We start from the raw sequence: 21189 nt of genomic DNA on the forward strand, positions 1-21189 counted from the left end.
GAGCGCGTCGTAGACCGCCTGGGGGAACTCCCCGGACTCGTCGGTCTCCGCCGCCCGCGGAGCGATCTTGTCATCGGCCAGCGAGCGCACCGTCTCGCGGAGCATCTGGTGCTCTTCAGAGAGTTCGAAGACGGGGACGTCGGTCATCACTTCTCCTGATAGTCGTAGAAGCCGCGGGCGCTCTTGCGGCCGAGCAGGCCGGCGTCGACCATGCGCCGCAGCAGGGGCGGGGCGGCGTACAGGGGCTCTTTGAACTCCTCGTACAGCGACTCGGCGACCGAGACGAGGGTGTCCAGGCCGATCAGGTCGCACAGGCGCAGCGGGCCCATCGGATGCGCGCAGCCGAGTGTCATGCCGGTGTCGATGTCCTCGGAGGTGGCGTGGCCCGCCTCGAGCATGCGAACGGCCGACAGCAGGTAGGGCACGAGCAGGGCGTTGACCACGAACCCGGACCGGTCGGGCGCGGTGATCGCGGTCTTGCCGAGCACCTCGGTGGCGAAGCCGCGGGCGCGCTCGAGCACGGCCTCGGCCGTGAGCACCGAGGGGATCACCTCGACGAGCCGCTGGACGGGCACCGGGTTGAAGAAGTGCAGGCCGACCACCTGGGCGGGCCGGGTGGTGGCACCGGCGACCTGGATGATCGGGATCGACGAGGTGTTGGTCGCCAGGATCGCGTCGGGTCGTTCGACGACGGCGTCGAGTTCGGTGAACAGCGCGGCCTTGACCTGGGGATTCTCCGTGGCGGCCTCGATGACCAGGTCGCGGTCGGCCAGGGCGTCCAGCCGGGTGGTGAAGCTCAGCCGGGCCAGCGCGGCGTCCCGGTCGTCGCCGCCCAGCTTGCCGGCGTCGACGGCTCGCCGCATCGATTTCTCGATGCGGGCCCGCCCCGCCTCGGCCGCGGGCTCGTCGATCTCCCGGACGATGACGTCCAGGCCGGAACGGGCGCAGACCTCGGCGATGCCGGACCCCATCAGGCCGCAGCCGATGACGCCGACACGCGTGATGTCACTCATGGATCTCCCTGTCGGATGCTGCTCAGATACTGCGGCGGTACTGGCCGCCGACCTCGAAGAAGGCGTCGGTGATCTGCTGGAGGCTGCACACGCGCGCGGCGTCCATCAGCACGGCGAACACGTTGTCGCCGTTCCTGGCGGCGTCCTTCAAGGCCTCGAGTGCGGCGTGCGCCTCCTCGCGGTGGCGGTTCTGGAAGTCGCCGACCCGCTCCAGTTGGGAGCGCTTCTCGGCCTCCGTCGCGCGGGCCAGCTCGACCGGCCCGGCCCCGGCCGTCTCACCGTGGGGGTTCCGGAAGGTGTTCACGCCGATGATGGGCAGTGTCCCGTCGTGCTTTCGCTGCTCGTACAGCATCGACTCGTCCTGGATCCGGCCGCGCTGGTAGCCGGTCTCCATCGCCCCCAGCACTCCCCCGCGCTCGCTGATCCGGTCGAACTCGGTCAGCACGGCCTCCTCGACCAGGTCGGTGAGCTCATCGATGATGAAGGAGCCCTGGAGCGGGTTCTCGTTCATCGCCAGACCCCACTCGCGGTTGATGATGAGCTGGATGGCCAGCGCTCTGCGGACCGACTCCTCGGTGGGCGTGGTGACGGCCTCGTCGTAGGCGTTGGTGTGCAGGCTGTTGCAGTTGTCGTAGATGGCGATCAGTGCCTGCAAGGTGGTGCGGATGTCGTTGAAGTCCATCTCCTGGGCGTGCAGCGACCGGCCCGAGGTCTGGACGTGGTACTTCAGCTTCTGGGCGCGTTCGTTCGCGCCGTAGCGGTCTCGCATCACGATCGCCCAGATCCGGCGGGCCACCCGGCCCAGGACGGTGTATTCCGGGTCCATTCCGTTGGAGAAGAAGAACGACAGGTTGGGCGCGAAGTCGTCGATGTCCATGCCACGGGCCAGGTAGGCCTCCACGTAGGTGAACCCGTTGGCGAGGGTGAAGGCGAGCTGGCTGACGGGGTTCGCACCGGCCTCGGCGATGTGGTAGCCCGAGATGGAGACCGAGTAGAAATTCCGGACCTTGTTGGCGACGAACCATTCCTGGATGTCGGCCATCATCCGCAGGCTGAACTCGGTCGAGAAGATACAGGTGTTCTGCCCCTGGTCCTCCTTGAGGATGTCGGCCTGCACCGTTCCCCGGACCGTCGCGAGAGTACGGGCCCGGAGATCGACCGTCTCCTGTTCGGTCGGTTCGCGGCCCTGTTCACTCCGGAAGGCGTCCAGTGCCTGGTCGATCGCGGTGTTGAGGAAGAACGCCAGGATCGTGGGGGCCGGTCCGTTGATCGTCATCGACACCGAGGTCGTCGGGGCGGCCAGATCGAATCCGTCGTAGAGGGCCTTCATGTCCTCCAGCGTCGCGATCGACACCCCCGAGGTGCCGATCTTGCCGTACACATCCGGACTCTGCCCCGGGTCCCGGCCGTACAGGGTGACCGAGTCGAACGCCGTCGACAACCGGGTCGCCTCGCCGTCGGCCGACAGCAGCTTGAACCGCCGGTTCGTCCGGAAGGCGTCCCCCTCTCCGGCGAACATCCGCGCCGGGTCCTCTCCCTCCCGTTTGAACGGGAACACCCCCGCCGTGAACGGGAACCGGCCCGGCAGGTTCTCCCCGCGCAGGAACCGCAGCAGTTCCCCATGGTCGGTGTAACGCGGCAGCGCGACCCGCGGGATGTGGTTGCCGGACAGGGACTCGCGGGTCAGGCGCGTGCGCAGTTCCCTGTCCCGGATCCGTACGACCTGCTCTTCTCCGGAGTACGCCTCGACGACGGCCGGCCAGGTCTCGATGAGCTCGGCGTCGGCGGGGGCGACGTCACGGCGCGCGTGATCGAGGAGTTCGGTCACGGCGGCGGCGGGTTCGCCGGTGAGCTCCGCGGCGACCTCGCTCAGGCGCTGCGCGCGCCGGACGGCCGCGCACTGGCGGGCGGTCTCGGCGTGGTACCCACGAACGGTCGCAGCGATATCGGCGAGGTAGCGTACGCGGGCCGGCGGGACGATCTGGGCGGCGCCGGTCGAGGTACGGCCCTCCACCGGCGGTAGGACACCAGGCTGCAGGACGAGGCCGTGCTCGGCGAGCAGGCCGGTCAGATGCCGGTAGAGGGCGGTCACGCCGTCGTCGTTGAACGTGGCGGCGCTGGTACCGAAGACCGGCATGTCCTCCGGGCGCGCGCCGAAGGCCTCCCGATTGCGGATCAGCTGCCGGGACACGTCGCGCAGGGCATCGGCAGCACCGCGGCGCTCGAACTTGTTGATCGCCACGACGTCGGCGAAATCCAGCATGTCGATCTTCTCGAGCTGTGAGGCCGCGCCGAACTCCGGCGTCATCACGTACAACGACACGTCGACGAACGGGACGATCGCCGCGTCCCCCTGCCCGATCCCCGGCGTCTCCAGGATCACCAGGTCGTATCCGGCGGCCTTGCAGGCGTCGATCACGGCTTCGATGTTCTCCGGCAGCTCGCGGGCACCGCGCGTGGCCAGCGAACGGAAGAAGACATGGTCGCCGTCGAGGCAGTTCATCCGGATCCGGTCGCCCAGCAGCGCGCCGCCACCACGGCGGCGCGTCGGGTCGACCGCCAGGACCGCGATCCGGAACTTGTCCTGCTGGTCGGTGCGCAGCCGGCGTACCAGCTCATCGGTGAGGGACGACTTGCCCGAGCCGCCCGTGCCGGTGATGCCCAGGACGGGCACACGGCGGGAGCCGGCGGCGGCCGCCAGCGCCTCCCGGTCCGTCGCGGGGAGCCTGCCGTCCTGAAGGCACGTGATGGCGCGTGCCAGCGCACGACGCTCCCCGGCCAGGACCGCCTCGGTCGGGGCCGGATCGCCGGCCAGGTCCAGGTCGCAGTCGCGGATCAGCTCGTTGATCATTCCGGGCAGGCCGAGGCGCTGGCCGTCTTCGGGCGAGAAGATACGCACGCCCGCGTCCGCCAGCCGAGCGATCTCCTCGGCGACGATGACGCCGCCGCCACCGCCGTAGACCCGCACGTGTCCCCTGCCCGCCTGCTTCAGCGCCTGGGCCAGGTACTCGAAGTACTCGACGTGACCGCCCTGGTAGGAGCTGACCGCCACCCCCGCCGCGTCCTCTTCCACGACGGCGTCGACGACCTCCTGCACCGACCGGTTGTGCCCCAGATGGACCACCTCGGCACCCTGGGACTGCAGGATGCGCCGCATGATGTTGATCGCGGCGTCGTGGCCGTCGAACAACGCCGCCGTCGTCACGAACCGCACCGGATGCACCGGCCGATGCAGCGCCTCGTTCGTGGATCCGGTCACCATGGCCTCCCCGGGAATCGGATGCCGCAGCGCCGGACACCCGGGCGCTCGGATCCAATTACTTGGACGTCCAATATTTTGAAGCCAAAGTAGAGTCTCGCTCGGGACGGGTCAAGGTGCCGGGCAGCGGACCGCCCGGCCGTCGCACCCGTCGCCGATCTCCCATACGGTGAGCCGGTGCCCCAGCCATTCGATCCCATCGCGGAAGCCCACCGGCAGTGGACGCGGCGCTGGCCGGAACACGCGGATCACATGGCCGCCGTGACCTCGATCATGCGCGTGCAGCAGCTCCTGCTCAGCCGGGTCGAGGAGGCCCTCAAGCCGTACGCCCTGACCTTCGCCGCCTATGAGGCGCTGCAGCTCCTGGCCCTGGCCCGCACCGGCACCCTGCCGATGGGCAAGATGGGCCGACGCCTCATGGTCCACCCCGCGTCGGTCACCAACGTGATCGGCCGACTCGAACAGCGCAGGCTCGTCGTACGGCGCCCCTCCCCCGACGACCGCCGCGTCGTGCTCGCCGAGATCACCGAGGAAGGACGTGCCACGGCGCGCGAGGCGACGACCGCGCTGAACGAGTGCGCGTTCGGCCTGCCCGGCCTGACGCCGGGAGAAGCCGCCGAGATCACCGAACGCCTCTTGGCCCTGCGCGTCGCGGCCGGCGACCTCCCCCAGGACGCGCACGCTCGCCCTGAACGGAGGTGACGCGACGGGCGGCTCAGGCGGGGTATCGGGACGACATCACCACGGCAGGGGGAGTTCTGCGGCCTCGCCGCCCGTGGCGGTCCCCGCGAGGTGGCGTACGGCCAGCTGTGCCGTGACGATGTCGTCGGTCGCGCCGGCCACTCCGGTGAGCGGCGGCACGCCCTCGGTGACCATGGCGTGGAAGGCGAGCAGTTCGTTCTCGAACGACGGTGTCACATCGGCGTACTCCGCGCGCCGTTCGGCTCCGCCGTCGCCCTCGACGAGGGTCAGCCGGGTGGGTGCGCCGAGCAGGTACGGCGTCGGGAAGACCAGCTCGGCCGATCCGGTGGCGTGGTGGATCGCCACCGTCTCCCGGTAGGCCGGGTAGTCCGCCAGGAAGTGCCAGTGGATCGTGTACCGGCCGCCCGTGCCCAGCGTCCCGGCCAGCTCGACCGACCGCCCGCCAGTGGCCGGACCGGCCGCGAGCGTCGCGACGGCGGTGGACCGGGTGGGCGGTCGCCCGGGATGGTCGGGCCAGAGCGCGACATGGTCGATGGTGGCGACCCCGCCGGCCAGCAGGCGCAGGAGCGACAGGTCGTGGCTGATGCTGTTCAGCGTCGTCGTGTAGAGCCGACGCGCCGCCGCCGGAACATCGCCGACGGCGGCCCGTAGCAGGTCCTCGTCGGCGGCTCGCAGGGCGGCGAGCGTGCCCGCGGGCACGTCCAGCGGCGGCGCGGGCAGCCGGGCGAACGCCAGCTGCGCGCCGTCGCTCGGATGCAGCACCGTCACCTGGATCGCCTGCGCGCCCGCGGCGACGTTGGTCGCGAGGACACGCGCGACCGCCAGGTCGTACTGCTTCATGTAGCCGACCATCAGCTTCGGCACCGGCCCGCCGTCGAGCGCGGCGAGGTCCGCCGCCTCGGCCCGGGTGTAGGCCAGCGGCTTCTCGCACAGCACGAAGTAGCCGTGGCGGAGCGCGGACGCCGCGGCCGGGCCGTGCGAGCCGGAGGTGAGCAGGGCGACCGCGTCGAACCCGCCCGCCGCCAGCATCGTCTCGACGTCGGTGTACCGGCCGGGCACGCCGTACCGGTCGGCCGTCCGTGCGGTGAGCGAGGGCGACAGGTCGCAGACCGCGGTCAGTTCGAACCGGTCGCGGAGCCGCTCCAGCAGCGGCAGGTGCACGGTCTGCGCGATGACGCCGAGACCCGCGACGGCGATCCTGACCCTCACAGCCCGGCCTTCCGCAGCAGCTCCCGGTTGGCCCGCTGGTCGGCGAGGATGGTGTCCAGGTCCTGGCCGGTGGCGGGCGCGTCCTGCTCGACGACGACCCAGCCGGTGTACCCGGAGTTCTTGAGCGCACGGGCGAACGCGAGCACGTCGAGGTCGCCCTCGCCCAGCGCGCAGAAGCCGCCACGGCGCACCAGCTCCGTCAGGTCCGCCTCGTCGGCGCGGGCCTGGGCGTGCAGGTCGTGGCGGGCGTCCTTGACGTGCACCTGGGTGATCCGGCCCGCCCACGCGCTCAGCGCCTGGAACGGGTCCCCGCCGGCCAGCATGAGGTGGCCGGTGTCGAGGCAGATCCCCACGTCGGTGAGCTCGAGCAGGCGTTCGACCTCCTCATAGGTCTCCACGTCGGTGCCGAGGTGCTGGTGGAAGGCGGGCTCCAGGCCGGCCGCCCGGCAGGCGTCGGCGGCGCGCTGCACGCGGGCCGCGAACGCCGGCCACATCGCGTCGGGCACGCCGGGCCGTACCGGGGTGCCGGGGTGGGCGAACCGGGCCGGGTTGCTCGGGCAGGCCAGCGTCGGGCGCGGCGCGAACCACGGGTCGTCCACCGGCGCGGAGGTGAACCACTCCAGAGCGCGGCGGAGCTTTTCGAGGTCCTCCTCGAACCCGTCGGCGTCGCCGTACCGCAGGTCGACCCAGCCGCCGGCCAGCGCGAGCCCGTGCCGGGCGAGCCGGTCGCCCAGCTCCGGCCCGGCGCCGAGGTAGCCGATCGGCCCGGAGTCGGTGCCGTCGTAGCCGTCGTCGGCCATGCTCGCCAGCAGTTCGTCCGGGCCGAGGGTGGTGTTCGACCGGTAGATGCCGAAGTTCACGGGGGCACTGGCCACCCGGATGGTGTCGTTCGCCGTCACGTCGTCTCCAGAGTCCAGGACCATCGGTGGGTGCCCGCTCCCACCAGGAAGGCGGGCAGGGTGTCGGGACCGCAGGACGCCGTGCCGAGGCCGCGGTGCGCGGCGTCGATGTGCACGACGCACTCCGGCCGTGGCACCAGCTCGTCGTGGTGTGACGCCGCCGCGAGGTCGGTCGCGCGGTACCGGGTGAAGCTCACCTGGCGTGGCCGGTCGAGCCGTACCCGCAGCGTGTGCGCGGGTCCGGTGAGCGTGAACCGGCGGACTCCGTGCCGGCCGCCGCTCTCCTGCGGCCGCAGGTACGGGGTGAACAACTCGTCGATCGCGGCCTCATGGGAGCCGACCGGGCCGCCCGCGCACCGGTCGGGGTAGGTCTCCCAGGGCCCCTGCCCGTACCACGAAACTCGGTCGAACCCGCCGATGGTCTCGAACACCGTGCCGACCCGCGCGACGTCGGTCAGCGCGTCGCCGAGCACGACGGTCTCCTCGACCAGGATCCCGTCGGTGACCGGGGTGAACGACTGCTCGTGGACGACCAGGCCGCCGAGGTAGCGGGCGTGAACGGTGACCCGGTCGCCGTCGCGTACGACGTCGACCGGGTCGCGGGCGGGTTCCGGCAGTCCCTGATCCGCCCAGCGGGCGCCGAGCCCGGCGAGCCGGTCGTTGTCCGTGGGCGCCCGCCACAGGCTGAGCGTCGGTGGCGCGGCGAGCAGCGGGTGGACCAGCAGCCCGTCGTGGTCGACCTCGATCGGGGGGCCGCCAACCGTTCCGCTCGTCCGAAGCGGCAGGGCGCGCCGTTCGGCGCGCAGGTGTACCTGGGGCAGGCACATCGTGGTGCCGGCCGCCGCCCACGGCTGGTCGTCGCGCACCGTCACCCGAAGGGTGAGCCAGACCTCGCCGTCACCGGGCAGGTGGCCGATGAGCGCGGCGGGCGGCGTGAGGAGCGCCGACCCACCGGGCGGCACGTCCGGCAGTTCGGCGGGCAAGGTCCGGACCGCCGCTCCGTCGGCGTCGAGGCGCCACTCGGCGGCCAGCCAGGACAGGTCCCGGAAATGCTGGCGATTGTGCACCCGGATCACCCCGGCGTCGGCCGTCAGGCGGAGCGGAGCGGCGAGCTCGCGGTGCTCGTACATCGCCGGTTTCGGTGTGCGGTCGGGAAAGACGACGCCGTCGGCGCAGAAGTTCCCGTCGTTCGGCTCGTCGCCGAAGTCGCCGCCGTACGCCCACCGGTACCCCGGCCCGGCCACCCCATCGGCGTACGGACCCCCGGGAGGTCGGTCGGGGTCGGTTGGTTGGGATTGGCACTGAGCCGGGCGGCCGTCGTCGAGGCGCTGGAGCAGGCCGTGGTCCCAGAACTCCCAGATGAAGCCGCCCTGCAGGCCGGGCGTGGACTCGATGGCCGCCCAGTAGTCGGCGAGGGTGCCGTTGCTGTTGCCCATCGCGTGGGAGTACTCGCACAGGATCAGCGGACGGTCCTGCCGTCCGGAGCGGGCGTGTGCGGTGATCTCCTCGATGGAGGCGTACATCGGGCAGATGATGTCGCTGACCGGCCCGCTGCCGAAGTCGTACTTGATGGCGCCCTCGTACTGGACCGGCCGCGTCGGGTCGAAGGCTCGCAGCCAGCCGGCGGCGGCGTCGTGGTTGGCGCCGTAGTCGCTCTCGTTGCCGAGCGACCAGATGATGACGCACGGGTGGTTCACGTCCCGCCTCGCCATCCTCGACACGCGGTCGACGAACGCGGGCAGGTACGCCGGGTCGTCACAGATCTCCCGCGCGTACGCGTGGCTCTCGATGTTCGCCTCGTCCACCACGTACAGGCCGAGCTCGTCGGCGAGGTCGAGCAGCACCGGGTCGTTCGGGTAGTGCGAGGTGCGGATCGCGTTGAACCCGAAACGTTTCATGGTCACCAGGTCGGCGCGCATGTCCGCTTCGGAGACCACTCGTCCGGTCCGCGGGTGGAAGTCGTGCCGGTTGACGCCCCTGATGTAGACGCGTTCGCCGTTGACGAGCAGGTCGCGGCCGACGACCTCGACGTCGCGGAAGCCGACGCGCAGCGTGGTCTCGTCGGTGACGGTCCCCTCGGCGTCATGCAGCCGTACGACCAGGTCGTACAGCGTGGGAAGCTCGGCCGACCAGGGCCGGACGCCCGGCACGGTCCCGCGCAACCGGACCCGGCCCTGCCACGTCGAGATCTGGTCGCGTTCGGCGAGCATGGCGCCGTACGCGGTGTCCAGCCCCAGCTCGAGCCCGCCCAGGGTCGCCGAGACCCGCCAGCCGCCGGGCAGCGGGCCGTGCCCGGACCGTACGTCCACGTCCACCCGCAGGTCTCCGGAGCGGCGCGCCCTGACCCGTACGTCGGCGAGGTGCAGCGGATCGGTGGAGTAGAGGAGGACCGAGCGGGTGATGCCGCCGTGCCACCACTGGTCCTGGTCCTCGATGAAGGTCGCGTCGGACCACTTCACGACGGTGAGCCGGACCGTGGTGGTCTCCCCCGGCCGGACGAGCTCGGTGACGTCGAACTCGCTCGCCAGGTGGGAGTCCTTGCCGATCCCGGCGGTGACCCCACCGACCTGGGCGATGAGGACGCTCTCGGCCGCTCCGACGTGCAGGATGATCCGCCGCCCGGCCCAGTCGGCGGGAACGGCGACCTCGCGTTCGTACACGCCGGTCGGGTTCGCCGCCGGCGGGTTCGGCGGCAGGCCCGGCCAGGGCATCTGGAAGTTCGTGTACTGCGGCAGGTCATCGGTGCCGCCCATCGTCCAGCAGCCCGGGACGTCGGCCTCCTCCCAGTCGGCGGTCACGGCGGCCTCGGGCGAGGGCAGCAGCTGGAAGCGCCAGCGCCCGTCCAGGGGGAGGGCGGCGGCCGGCCGCAGCGCGTGCATCCGCAGCCGCCCCGTCCCGGTGAGCTCCGGGAACGCCCACGGGCGCTCAACCACGCAGCGCCCCCTTCATGACGTCGCGGATGAACTGCCGGGCGAACAGGATGAAGACCACTACGAGCGGGAGCACGGCGAGTAGTGTTCCCGCCATCACCATGCTGTAGTCGGTGTGGTGCGCGGTGTTGAGCTGGGCGAGCGCCACCTGCAGGGTGACCTTCTTCGGATTGATCAGCGCGATCAGCGGCCAGGCGTAGTCGTTCCAGGTCGTGATGAAGGTGTAGATGCCGAGAAAGGCCAGGGCGGGCCGGACGGCGGGCAGCGCGACGTGCCAGTACTGCCGCATGAACCCGCAGCCGTCGAGACGGGCGGCCTGGAGCAGCTCGTCGGGTACGGCGCCCTGGATGTACTGACGCATCCAGAAGATGCCGAACGCGTTGGCCACCCCGGGGAAGATGAGCGAGTTCAGCGTTCCCGCCCAGTGGATCTGCACCATGAGGACGAAGCGCGGGATGAGGGACAGCTGGGCGGGCAGCATGAGGGTCAGCAGCAGGAACCGGAACAGCATCCGGTTCCCCGGGAACTCGAACTTGGCGAACGTGAACGCCGCGAGCGAGTCGATGAAGAGCACCAGGAGGGTCGTCGCGCTGGACACGATGACCGTGTTGAGCAGCGATCCCAGGAAGTCGATGTTCTGGAAGACCCGGTGGACGTTGTGGAGCAGATGCGTCCCGGGGACCAGCGCCGGCGGGTTGCGGTACATGTCCTCCGTCGTGTTGGTGGCCATCACCGCCGTCCAGTAGAACGGGAACATCGACACCAGCACGCCGGCCAGCAGCAGGAGATGCAGGGCGATCCGCTGGACCCGTCTCCTGGCCCCGGCGCGCTGGTTCGCCCTTCTCGCCCGCTCCGCCCGGCCGACTCGGGTGGCGGGAATGCTCTTGTCGCTCACCGCCTGACTCATCCGGCCCTCCTTCTCCCGAAACGCGTCACCATGCCCCAATTGATCGCGGTGAACAGCAGGATGACGAGGAAGAGCGCCCAGGCGATCGCGGCGCCGTACCCGTACTGGTTGAAGTCGAACGCCTCGCGGTACAGGTACAGGACGGTGGTCAGGCCCGCGTGGCCGGGACCGCCGGTGTCGGGGTTGGTCGCGTCGGTGCTGCCGAAGAGCACCTGCGGTTCAGTAAAGGTCTGCATGCTGCCGATGGCCGACATGATGACCGTGAACAGGATGATCGGGCGCAGCTGCGGGATCGTGATGCGGCGGAAACACTGCACCGGCCCCGCGCCGTCGATCCGGGCGGCCTCGTACAGCTCGGAGTCGATCGCCTGCATGCCGGCCAGGTAGATGATCGCGTTGTAACCCGTCCACTGCCAGGTGATCAGAGACGCGATGACCAGCTTGACCGTGAAGCTGCCGGTCATCCAGCCGACCGCCGGGATGTGCAACCACCTGAGGACGTCGTTGATCAGGCCGACCTGGTTGGCGAACACCGAGCCGAAGAAGATCGCGACGGCCACGAGCGAGGTCACGTTGGGGACGAAGTACGCGACCCGGTAGAAGCCGCCGAACCGTACCGACGCGTTCAGCATGGCCGCGAGGACCAGCGCCAGGAACAGCATCGGCACGGTCGACAGGAACCAGATCGCGAACGTGTTGGTCAGCGACTGCCAGAAGAGGCTGTCCTTGACCAGGAACCGGAAGTTCTGCAGCCCGGTGTAGTGCATGGGGCCCAGGCCGTCCCACTTGTGGAATGCCAGGTAGAGCGAGAACAGCACCGGGCCCAGCATGAACACGGCGAAGAGCACGTAGAACGGGGAGATCGCCAGGTACTGCGGCCAGAACGTGACAACCGCTCTCTTCCTGCCCGGTCCCTTGACGGCGGCCTGGGGGGCTGCCATCTAGTTCACGCCCTGGCGCTGGGCGATCTGCTTCGCGGTGCTCACCGCGTCCGACCAGGCCTTCTCCGGGTCCTTCTTCTTCGCCCAGACGTTCTTCAGCTCCGACTGGAACGGGTCGGAGACCGCGGCGTCGGCCGGCGCCTCGTACTGGGCCTGGATCTTCTGTGCGGCGGGCGCGAAGATCTCGATCGCCTTCTGGCCGCCGAAGAAGGGGACCGGCGCGGTCATCGCGGGCAGGGTGTAGCTCCCCGTGTTGGCGGCGAAGTTGCCGTTGTCGACCCAGGTCCGGGCCTCGTTCTGCGGGTTGAGCAGCCAGGTGATGATCTCGAAGGCGAGCTTGTGGTCACCGCCCTGCGCCGGAATGGTGAGGAACGAGCCGCCGAAGTTGGCCGGCCCGCCCGGCATCGTGGCCACCCGCCACTTGCCCGAGGTCTTGGGGGCCGCCTGCACGAGGTCGAGGTAGTGCCAGGCGGCTCCGACCGAGCTGGCGAACACACCGTTGTTGTAGGCGGCGTTCGAGTCGGTGCTGCCCGGATCCGCGAAGGGCGCCACGATGCCGAGCTGCATGGCCTTGATCGACCGGTCCCAGGCCGCGCGGATGTGGGCCTGGTCGCCGATGAAGTGGTTGTTCTCGTCGATGAACCGCTTGGTGCCCTGCTGGATCGTGTACGTGAACGGCGAGGTGCCGTCGTCGATGATGAAGGACTTCGGGTTGGCCTTCTTGAGCTTCACCCCGGCCGCGAAGTAGTCGTCCCAGGTGGACATGGCCGCGGACACGGCGTCGGGTTCGGTCGGCAGCCCGGCCTTGGCGAAGATGTCGTGCCGGTAGAACAGCGCGCAGGGGCCGATGTCGATCGGCAGGCCGAGGAGCTTGCCGTCCTTGGTCGTGGCCTGCTTCAGCTTCCACGCCACGTACTGTGAGGCGATCTTGTCGGCGCCGAGAGTGTTGAGGTCGACGAACTGCTCGGCGTAGTTGCCCTTGAACGTCGCGATGTCCTCGCCCTTGACGCCGGTGATCGACGGCAGGAACGCGCGGCTGGTCATGGTCGTGACCAGCTTCTGCTTGAAATCACCCCCGATGACGGACGGGGTCAGCTTGGTCTGGGTGAAGTGGGCGACCGCGTCCTTGAGGACGTTCGGGCTGATGCAGCCGTCCCAGACCCAGACGGCCATCTTCTTGCCGGCCAGGCTGGCCGAGGCGGCACCGGAGCCGCTGCCACAGGCGCTCGCGGCGAGCCCCGCGCCGGTGAGCAGGCCGGCCTGGAGCAGTCTTCTGCGGGTGAGTTCCATTTTCAGGCCCCTTCGAGGGTGGGGATGACGTCGGCGAGGAACGCGTAGTCGCGGAGGATCCGCGGGTCGCCGGGAGAGGAGCGGACGGAGCGCCACCAGGCGGCGATCCCGGCCCAGCCGGGCGCGGACAGGGATCCGCCGGGCCGCTGGAGCGACAGCGCGGCGGACAGGTTGGCGAAGCGCAGCCGGTCGGCGAGCGGCCAGCCGGCGAGCGTGGCGGCGACGAGGCTCGCGCCGAACACGTCACCGGCCCCGGTCGGGTCCACCGCGTCGACGGGGAGCCCGGTCACCGACGCGGTCTCACCGGTGGATCCGTCGATGGCGATCACGCCGTCGGCGCCGCGGGTGACGACGGCGAGCGGCACGAACTCGGCCAGCCGTGCGACGGCGGCCTCCGGGCTGTCGGTGCGGGTGTAGGCCATCGCCTCCCATTCGTTGGGCAGGAAGGCGTGGTAGCGGGCGAGCCGGACGAGGACGTCCGGCGCCCACTGCCCGGAGGGGTCCCAGCCGAGGTCGGCGAAGATCAGGCCCAGGCCGGCGCCGTCGAGCCAGGGAATCGGCTCGGGCCCGACGTGCAGCACGGTCGCGCGGGCCCGCGGCGGGGCGACGGGCAGGTCCGGCGGTGTCGTGCCGTGGCTGACGAGGGCGCGGTCGCCGTCATAGGCGAGCGAGACCGTCACGGGCGTGGTCCAGTCGACGAACCGCCGGGACCAGGACAGGTCGACCCCTTCGGCGTCGAGGGTCTCCCAGCAGTCCCGGCCGTGCCGGTCGTCGCCGAACGCCGCCGCCATCCCGACGCGCAGGCCCAGGCGAGCGAGCGTGACCGCGAAGTTGGCGATGCCGCCGGGGCCCGCGCCCATGCCGGTGGTCCACGTCTCCGTGCCCGGCTTGGGCGGCCGGTCCAGGCCGGTCAGCACCAGGTCGTGGAACAGCAGCCCGGAGACGAAGACGTCGACGCCGTCCGCGTGGAGGGCAGCGTTCGTTCGCCCGCCACGATCCGTTCGTGCACTGCCGGAGTCGTCCATCGAAATGACCTTGAAGTGGGGGTACGGGGTTTCGAATACGCAGCATCGTGACGAACTGCGCACAGGCGCGCAAGAGTTTGACGGGAAATTTTCATCTTTGCGCGACTTGGGTCTAGAGTGCTCTCATGCTTAGGGATCAACGGCACGAGCTGATCCTGCGCATCCTGCGCACGGACGGCGCCGCCACCGTCGAGGATCTCGCCGCCCGGCTGGACACCAGCCAGGCGACCATCCGCCGTGACCTGGTCCAACTGGACGAGGACGGCCTGCTGCGGCGTGTCTACGGCGGTGCGGTGCCCACCGATGACCGCGACGATCCGTTCCTCGACGTGGCCGCCGTTCACGCGGCGGAGAAGGACGCGATCGCGAGACGCTGCGCAGAGCTGATCAAGGACGATGAGACCGTCCTGATCGACATCGGCACCACCGCGCACCGGGTCGCCCGGCAGCTGCGCGGCCGGTCCCTCACCGTCGTCACCAGCAGCCTCGCCGTCGCCGAAGAGCTGGAGGACGAGCCGGACATCCAGCTGATGCTGCTCGGCGGCGTGCTCCGCCGGGAGTACCGGTCGCTGGTGGGATTCATGACCGAGGACAACATCCGGCAGATCCATGCCGACCGGCTCATCCTGGGCGCCAGCGGCGTCCGCCCGACCGGTCACGTCATGGACACCACCGTGATCGAGGTCCCGGTGAAACGCGCCATGCTCGCGGTGAGCGACCAGGTCATCCTGGTCGCCGACGTCGGGAAGTTCCCCGGCAAGGGCATGGCCAAGGTCTGCGGACCCGCGGACCTCGACATCGTGGTGACGAACGCCCCCGCCGATCCGGCGACGGCCACAGTCCTGCGCGAAGCCGACGTTGAGGTGATCGAGGTATGAGACTGACCATTCTCGGCGGCGGCGGGTTCCGCGTGCCGCTGGTGTACCGGGCGTTGCTGGCCGACGAGGGCAAGGGGCGGGTCACCGACGTGGTCCTGCACGACCTCGACGCGTCGCGCATCGCGGTGATCGAACGGGTGCTCGCCGAGCAGGCCGCCGAGTTCTCCGACCCGCCGCGCGTCACCGTCACCACCGACCTCGACGAGGCCCTGACCGGCGCGGACTTCGTGTTCTCCGCGATCCGGGTCGGCGGGCTCCCGGGCCGGGCCGCCGATGAGCGGCTGGCACTCGAGGAGGGCGTGCTCGGCCAGGAGACCGTCGGCGCGGGCGGCATCGCGTACGGCCTGCGCACCATCCCGGTCGCGGTCGACATCGCCCGGCGCGTCGCCGAGCGCGCCCCCGATGCCTGGGTCATCAACTTCACCAACCCGGCCGGCACCGTCACCGAGGCGATGTCCCGCCACCTCGGCGACCGCGTCATCGGCATCTGTGACTCACCGGTCGGGCTGGGCCGCCGGGTCGCCGCCGCCCTCGGTGTCGAGTCGGAGAGCGTCTGGTTCGACTACGCGGGCCTGAACCACCTGGGCTGGCTGCGGGCGGTCCGCGTCGACGGCCGCGACGTGCTCCCGAGCCTGCTGGCCGACGACGCCGCGCTGGCCTCCTTCGAGGAAGGGCGGCTGTTCGGCGGGGAGTGGCTGCGCGCGATCGGCGCCGTGCCCAACGAGTACCTGCACTACTACTACTTCGACCGGGACGCCGTCGCCGCGGCCCGCGAGGCGCCCAAGACCCGCGGCGCCCTCGTCCTGCACCAGCAGCGCGACTTCTACGCCCGCACCGCGGACACGCCCGGGTCCGCGCTGGAGGCGTGGGACGCCACCCGGCTGGCCCGCGAGACGACCTACATGGCGGAGAACCGCGAGGCGGCCGGCGCGGGCGAGCGCGAGTCGTGCGACCTGGAGTCCGGCGGGTACGAGAACGTCGCGCTCGCGCTGATGCGCGCCATCGCGCAGGACGAGCGCACCACTCTCATCCTCAACGTCCGGAATCGCGGCGCCCTCCCCGGTCTCGACGACGACGCCGTCGTCGAGGTGCCCTGCCTCGTCGACGCCAACGGCGCCCGCCCCGTCGCCTGCGCCCCGCTCGCCGACCACCAGCTCGGTCTCGTCACCACGGTCAAGGCGGTCGAACGCGCCGTCCTGGAGGCCGCCACCACCGGGTCGCGCCCGGCCGCGCTGCGCGCCCTGGCGACCCACCCGCTCGTCGACTCGGTCGCCGTCGCCCGCCGGCTCCTCGAACGCTACGAGGACCACTTCCCACAACTCGCCTACCTGCGCGCGACGGGAGCCCGCTGATGCACGACGACCGCCGGCAGGTCGAGGACCGGATCGACCGTGTCCTCCGCGAACGCATCGTCCCCGCCACGTACGCCGCCCGGCTGCCGCTGACGCTGGAGATCTGGCACGTCCCGGACGAGCCGGTGCCGGTCGCCGAGGCCCTCGCCGCGACGTACGCCCCGTTCCAGTCCGGCACCCGGTGGGGCCGGCCCTGGTCCACCAGCTGGCTGCGCGCCACCGGCACCGTGCCCACCGAATGGGCCGGGCGCCGCGTGGAGGCGGTGTTCGACCTCGGCTTCGTCGGCGACTGGCCCGGCAACCAGGCCGAGGCGCTGGTGTACGACCTGGCCGGCCGGCCGATCAAGGGCCTCGAGCCGATGAACCAGTACGTCCCGGTCGCTTCCTCGGCGGCCGGCGGCGAGCAGGCCGGCCTGCTGCTCGAGATGGCCGCCAACCCCGACATCCTGGCGAACGGCTTCACGCCCACGCCGCTGGGCGACAAGGCCACCGCCGGGAACGATCCGCTCTACCGGTTCGCCGCCGCCGACCTGGCCGTCCTCGACGAGGACGTCTGGCACCTGCGCCTCGACACCGAGGTCCTGGCCGGGCTCATGCGCGAACTGTCCACCGACGACCCGCGCCGCCACGAGATCATGCGCGCCCTCGAGCGGATGCTGGACGACCTCGACATCCAGGACGTCGCCGGCACGGCGGCCCGCGCCCGCACCCACCTGGCGGACGTGCTGGCCCGGCCCGCGCACGCGAGCGCGCACACCGTCTCGGCGACCGGGCACGCGCACATCGACAGCGCGTGGCTGTGGCCGATCCGGGAGACCCGGCGCAAGACCGGCCGGACCTTCGCCAACGTCACCGCGCTGGCGCGGGACTACCCCGAGTTCGTGTTCTCCTGCTCCCAGGCCCAGCAGTACGCCTGGGTCAAGGAACACCACCCGGAGGTCTTCCAGCGCATCCGGGAGGCGATCAAGGCCGGCCAGTGGGTGCCGGTCGGCGGCATGTGGGTGGAGGCCGACGGCAACCTGCCCGGCGGTGAGGCCCTGGCCCGCCAGCTGATCCACGGCAAGCGCTTCTTCCTCGAGGAGTTCGGGGTGGAGACCCGGGGCGTGTGGCTGCCCGACTCGTTCGGCTACACCGCGGCGTACCCGCAGCTGTCCGTGCTCGCCGGCAACGAGTGGTTCCTCACCCAGAAGATCTCCTGGAACCAGACCAACAAGTTCCCGCACCACACGTTCTGGTGGGAGGGCATCGACGGCACCCGGATCTTCACCCACTTCCCGCCCGCCGACACCTACAACGGCACGTTCGCCGCGGCCGAGCTCGCGCACGCCGTGCGCAACTACGGCGACAAGGGCGGCGGCACGCGGTCGCTGCTGCCGTTCGGGCACGGCGACGGCGGGGGCGGACCCACCCGGGAGATGCTGGAGAAGGCCCGGCGGCTGCGCGACCTCGAAGGCTCTCCGAAGGTCGTGATCGAGGACCCGAACGACTTCTTCGCCGCCGCCCGCGCCGAGTACCCCGACGCGCCCGTCTGGTCCGGCGAGCTGTACCTGGAGCTGCACCGCGCCACGTACACCAGCCAGGCCCGGACCAAGGCCGGCAACCGGCGCAGCGAGCACCTGCTCCGGGAGGCGGAGCTGTGGTCGGCGGCCGCCGCGATCACCGCCGGGCTGGCCTACCCGTACGACGAGCTCGACCGGCTGTGGAAGATCGTGCTGCTGAACCAGTTCCACGACATCCTGCCGGGCAGCTCGATCGCCTGGGTGCACCGCGAGGCGGAGGCCACGTACGCGCGGGTCCGCGCCGACCTCGAAGCGATCATCCAGGGCGCCGTGGCCGCCGTGGCCGGGGAGGGGCCGGGCGGATGGGTGTTCAACACGAGCCCGCGCGACCGCGCCGAGGTGGTGACCGTCCCGGCCGCCCTCGCCACCGGTCCGGACGCCCAGGTCCTGGCCGACGGGTCGGCGGCCGTCTTCACCGCGGTCCCGGCCTCGGGCATCGCGGGGCTCGGCGCCCCATCGGCGCCCGCGCCGGTCACGGTGACCGCCACCGGCGGCAGGCAGGTGCTCGACAACGGCCTGATCCGGGTGGCCGTCGACGAGGAAGGCCTGCTCGCCTCGGTGTACGACCTGACGGCCGACCGCGAGGTGCTCGCTCCCGGCACCCGCGGCAACCTGCTGCAACTGCACACCGACCTGCCGAACCACTGGGACGCCTGGGACATCGACCGCCACTACCGGCGGCGGCACACCGACCTGACCGGCGTGGACGCCGTCGACGTCGTGGAGCGGGGACCGCTGGTCGCCGCCGTACGGGTCACGCGGACGTTCGGCGCGTCGACGGTGACGCAGACCGTCACCGTCACCGCGGGCAGCCCCGGCGTGCGGATCGACACCGAGATCGACTGGCACGAGCGGGAGAAGATCCTCAAGGCGGCGTTCCCGCTCGACGTGCACGCGGACCGCTCCGCCGCCGAGATCCAGTTCGGGCACGTGTTCCGGCCCACGCACACCAACACCAGCTGGGACGCCGCCCGGTTCGAGGTCTCCGGACACCGCTGGCTCCACGTCGCCGAATCCGGGTACGGCGTCGCGCTGCTCAACGACTCCACGTACGGACACGACGTCACCCGCGCCACCCGGCCCGACGGCGGCACGACCACGACCGCCCGGCTCAGCCTCGTCCGCGCGCCACGCTGCCCCGACCCCGACGCCGACCAGGGGCGGCACCGGATGACGTACACGCTGCTGCCCGGCGCGACCGTGGCCGACGCCGTGAGCGGCGGCTACGCCCTGAACCTGCCGCTGCGCGTCACCACCGGCACCGGCACTCCCCCGGCCCCTCTCGTGCGGGTCGACGGGGACGCCGTCGCGATCGAGGCGGTCAAGCTCGCCGACGACCGCTCCGGCGACGTGGTCGTCCGGCTGTACGAGTCGCTGGGCGGCCGGGCGAGCACGCACCTGCGCGCGTCGTTCCCGGTGGCCGGCGTGGAGGTCACCGACCTGCTGGAGCGGCCGCTGCCCGGTTCGGTCACGCCGGCCGGCGACGGCGCGATCCCGGTGACGCTCCGCCCGTTCCAGGTGCTGACCCTGCGGCTGCGCAGGGCTCCGGGCACGACCCCCTTCCCTGGAGAGTGAAAGATGACCGAACACAGGCGTAGCGCGAGCAGGGGCCTGATCTGCCTCGTGGCGGCCGTCGTCGTGGCACTGACCGTGAGTCTGCCCGGCCGGGCCGCCACGGGCGGAGGGCCGACGGCGCGTTCCCGGGCCGGAACGGCCGTGTCCGCGATGATGGGCTTCTACGACGAATCCACCGGCCGCTGGGACGCCGACGCGCCGTGGTGGCAGTCGGGCAACGCGCTCCAGGCGCTTCTCGACTACATGGTGAAGACACGCTCGACGCAGTACATGCCGCAGGTGCTGCACACCATCGAACTCCAGCGCAAGCCCCTGCCCTGGTGGCCTCAGGGCGATGGGGAGTTCCGCGCGGACTCCACCGACGACACCGGCTGGTGGGCGCTGGCCATGGTCCGCATGTACGACCTCACCCACGACCGGCGGTACCTCGACATCGCCAAGACCGATGAGGCGTACATGCGCCAGTACTGGGACGGCACCTGCGGCGGCGGCATCTGGTGGGACCTGCCCGCCAAGACGTACAAGAACGCCATCAGCAACGAGCTGTACCTCGAGCTCACCGCGTCCCTGCACAACCGCATCCCCGGCGACAGGACCTACCTCTCTCACGCGCTCGAGGAGTGGCGCTGGTTCGAACAGACCGGGATGATCAACAGCGCTCACCTGGTCAATGACGGCCTGGCGACCCAGAGCGGGAGCTGTGCCAACAACGGCGGCACCACGTGGACGTACAACCAGGGAGTCATCCTCGGGGGGCTCACCGAGCTGTACCGCGGCACCGGTGACCGGAAGCTGCTCGCCACCGCGGGCCGGATCGCCCACGCCGTCATCACCAGCCCCGATCTGTCCCCTGGCGGCATCCTGACGGAGCCCTGCGAGCCGGCCGGCACCTGCAACTCCGACCAGTCCGCGTTCAAGGGCGTCTTCGCCCGCAACCTCGCCGAACTCGACGAGGCCACACCGGCCCACCCATACCGCGGCTACCTGCTCGCCCAGGCCCGGTCGGCGTACGACCATGACCGGAACGGTTCAGAGCAGTACGGCCTGCGCTGGGCCGGGCCGTTCGACCAGGCGGGCATCGCCCGTCAGGAGTCGGCCGTGAGCCTGCTCACCGCCGTCCTGTAAAACGCTCGGCCGGGAGGCCGGGCCTGCGCACCGTCCACCGACGTGTTCAGCGTGGTAGGCACGCCGCGACCTGCGCGACGTGCCTACCGGATGGACGGCGCTGGAGCGCGCGGCCGCCCGCCGCAGCGCCCAGGGTGCGGCCATCGTCGCGCTGCTGTTGTACGCCGGCGCCCGGGTGGAAGGCGGAGGATGAGCAGCTCGACGTCCTTGACGCCGTTCCCGACACACTGACGGTCCGGGAGCCCGGCGAGGGAATCCACTTCGGACTCGACACGGCAGACAACCCCACGGGACTCACCAACCTGCGTCGCTGACCAACCGGTACTGAGCAGCAGGTCCGATTCACCAGTGATCCAGCCTGCCCGGGAACCAGCCGATCTCTGGAAGACGCCCGTTCCACGTGGGACCGGCTCCCGCCGTGGGACGGCGCGAGCCGGGTGCATCCAACCGTTTCCAGTGGTCACCAGTCTTGCGACGCCCCCTCGAATCCGCCGATGTGCCGGGCCTTCGCCTGTGCGGGTCGGT

15 protein-coding genes are annotated in these 21189 nt (G+C 71.0%); 5 read left to right on the forward strand and 10 right to left on the reverse strand.

Features of this window, described 5'->3' with window-relative positions:
- The 3 genes from ABEA24_RS46870 to icmF form a co-directional block, all read right to left on the reverse strand.
- A partial coding sequence (locus tag ABEA24_RS46870; RefSeq protein ID WP_345441825.1) for an acyl-CoA dehydrogenase family protein occupies positions 1-147 on the reverse strand: 147 nt, incomplete at its 3' end.
- Positions 147-1013, reverse strand: a complete 867-nt coding sequence (locus tag ABEA24_RS46875; protein WP_345441558.1) for a 3-hydroxybutyryl-CoA dehydrogenase — start codon at positions 1011-1013, stop codon at positions 147-149. The genes ABEA24_RS46875 and ABEA24_RS46870, both read right to left, overlap by 1 nt.
- Positions 1014-1035: 22 nt before the next feature.
- A complete protein-coding gene (icmF, locus tag ABEA24_RS46880) occupies positions 1036-4272 on the reverse strand; it encodes a fused isobutyryl-CoA mutase/GTPase IcmF (RefSeq protein WP_345441561.1) in 3237 nt (1078 codons plus the stop codon).
- Positions 4273-4449: 177 nt separating this feature from the next.
- Between icmF and ABEA24_RS46885 the strand changes: the two genes are divergently transcribed.
- Positions 4450-4974: a MarR family transcriptional regulator gene (locus ABEA24_RS46885; RefSeq protein WP_345441564.1), complete on the forward strand. Its 525-nt coding sequence runs from the start codon at positions 4450-4452 to the stop codon at positions 4972-4974.
- A 36-nt stretch (positions 4975-5010) separates the two neighbouring features.
- Here ABEA24_RS46885 and ABEA24_RS46890 read toward each other — a convergent pair whose 3' ends face one another.
- The 7 genes from ABEA24_RS46890 to ABEA24_RS46920 are packed head-to-tail and all read right to left on the reverse strand — an operon-like array spanning position 5011 to position 14175.
- Positions 5011-6183: a Gfo/Idh/MocA family protein gene (locus tag ABEA24_RS46890; RefSeq protein WP_345441567.1), complete on the reverse strand. Its 1173-nt coding sequence runs from the start codon at positions 6181-6183 to the stop codon at positions 5011-5013.
- On the reverse strand, positions 6180-7082 hold the full coding sequence (locus ABEA24_RS46895) for a sugar phosphate isomerase/epimerase family protein (RefSeq protein ID WP_345441570.1): 903 nt from the start codon (positions 7080-7082) through the stop codon (positions 6180-6182). Before ABEA24_RS46895 ends, ABEA24_RS46890 begins: the two co-directional genes overlap by 4 nt.
- The gene (locus tag ABEA24_RS46900; protein WP_345441573.1) at positions 7079-10015 is read right to left on the reverse strand and encodes a glycoside hydrolase family 2 TIM barrel-domain containing protein; all 2937 of its coding nucleotides are present in this window, start codon (positions 10013-10015) and stop codon (positions 7079-7081) included. The genes ABEA24_RS46895 and ABEA24_RS46900 overlap by 4 nt, the downstream gene beginning before the upstream one ends.
- Positions 10008-10919, reverse strand: a complete 912-nt coding sequence (locus ABEA24_RS46905) for a carbohydrate ABC transporter permease (protein WP_345441576.1) — start codon at positions 10917-10919, stop codon at positions 10008-10010. Before ABEA24_RS46905 ends, ABEA24_RS46900 begins: the two co-directional genes overlap by 8 nt.
- Entirely contained in the window at positions 10916-11860 is a 945-nt protein-coding gene (locus ABEA24_RS46910; protein ID WP_345441580.1) for a carbohydrate ABC transporter permease, read from the reverse strand. Before ABEA24_RS46910 ends, ABEA24_RS46905 begins: the two co-directional genes overlap by 4 nt.
- Positions 11861-13150: a type 2 periplasmic-binding domain-containing protein gene (locus ABEA24_RS46915; protein WP_345441583.1), complete on the reverse strand. Its 1290-nt coding sequence runs from the start codon at positions 13148-13150 to the stop codon at positions 11861-11863.
- 2 nt (positions 13151-13152) lie between these two features.
- Positions 13153-14175 (reverse strand): PfkB family carbohydrate kinase, encoded by a 1023-nt coding sequence (locus tag ABEA24_RS46920; protein WP_345441585.1) that lies wholly within the window; start codon positions 14173-14175, stop codon positions 13153-13155.
- Between the two features lie 125 nt (positions 14176-14300).
- Here ABEA24_RS46920 and ABEA24_RS46925 point away from each other — a divergent pair, with 125 nt between their 5' ends.
- The 4 genes from ABEA24_RS46925 to ABEA24_RS46940 are packed head-to-tail and all read left to right on the forward strand — an operon-like array spanning position 14301 to position 20664.
- A complete protein-coding gene (locus ABEA24_RS46925) occupies positions 14301-15053 on the forward strand; it encodes a DeoR/GlpR family DNA-binding transcription regulator (RefSeq protein WP_345441587.1) in 753 nt (250 codons plus the stop codon).
- The gene (locus ABEA24_RS46930) at positions 15050-16405 is read left to right on the forward strand and encodes a 6-phospho-beta-glucosidase (protein WP_345441589.1); all 1356 of its coding nucleotides are present in this window, start codon (positions 15050-15052) and stop codon (positions 16403-16405) included. Before ABEA24_RS46925 ends, ABEA24_RS46930 begins: the two co-directional genes overlap by 4 nt.
- The gene (locus tag ABEA24_RS46935; protein ID WP_345441591.1) at positions 16405-19539 is read left to right on the forward strand and encodes an alpha-mannosidase; all 3135 of its coding nucleotides are present in this window, start codon (positions 16405-16407) and stop codon (positions 19537-19539) included. The genes ABEA24_RS46930 and ABEA24_RS46935 overlap by 1 nt, the downstream gene beginning before the upstream one ends.
- Positions 19540-19542: 3 nt before the next feature.
- A complete protein-coding gene (locus ABEA24_RS46940) occupies positions 19543-20664 on the forward strand; it encodes a glycoside hydrolase family 76 protein (protein WP_345441594.1) in 1122 nt (373 codons plus the stop codon).
- Positions 20665-21189: the final 525 nt, after the last annotated feature.

This window comes from Actinoallomurus vinaceus (assembly GCF_039542055.1).
GTDB classification, from domain to species: Bacteria; Actinomycetota; Actinomycetes; order Streptosporangiales; family Streptosporangiaceae; genus Actinoallomurus; species Actinoallomurus vinaceus.

Coding starts and splice junctions, on each gene's coding strand:
- ABEA24_RS46875 (WP_345441558.1), bottom strand. CDS start 1,013: ATGAGTGACATCACGCGTGTCGGCGTCATCGGCTGCGGCCTGATGGGG.
- ABEA24_RS46905 (WP_345441576.1), bottom strand. CDS start 10,919: ATGAGTCAGGCGGTGAGCGACAAGAGCATTCCCGCCACCCGAGTCGGC.
- ABEA24_RS46910 (WP_345441580.1), bottom strand. CDS start 11,860: ATGGCAGCCCCCCAGGCCGCCGTCAAGGGACCGGGCAGGAAGAGAGCG.
- ABEA24_RS46915 (WP_345441583.1), bottom strand. CDS start 13,150: ATGGAACTCACCCGCAGAAGACTGCTCCAGGCCGGCCTGCTCACCGGC.
- ABEA24_RS46920 (WP_345441585.1), bottom strand. CDS start 14,175: ATGGACGACTCCGGCAGTGCACGAACGGATCGTGGCGGGCGAACGAAC.
- ABEA24_RS46925 (WP_345441587.1), top strand. CDS start 14,301: ATGCTTAGGGATCAACGGCACGAGCTGATCCTGCGCATCCTGCGCACG.
- ABEA24_RS46930 (WP_345441589.1), top strand. CDS start 15,050: ATGAGACTGACCATTCTCGGCGGCGGCGGGTTCCGCGTGCCGCTGGTG.
- ABEA24_RS46935 (WP_345441591.1), top strand. CDS start 16,405: ATGCACGACGACCGCCGGCAGGTCGAGGACCGGATCGACCGTGTCCTC.
- ABEA24_RS46940 (WP_345441594.1), top strand. CDS start 19,543: ATGACCGAACACAGGCGTAGCGCGAGCAGGGGCCTGATCTGCCTCGTG.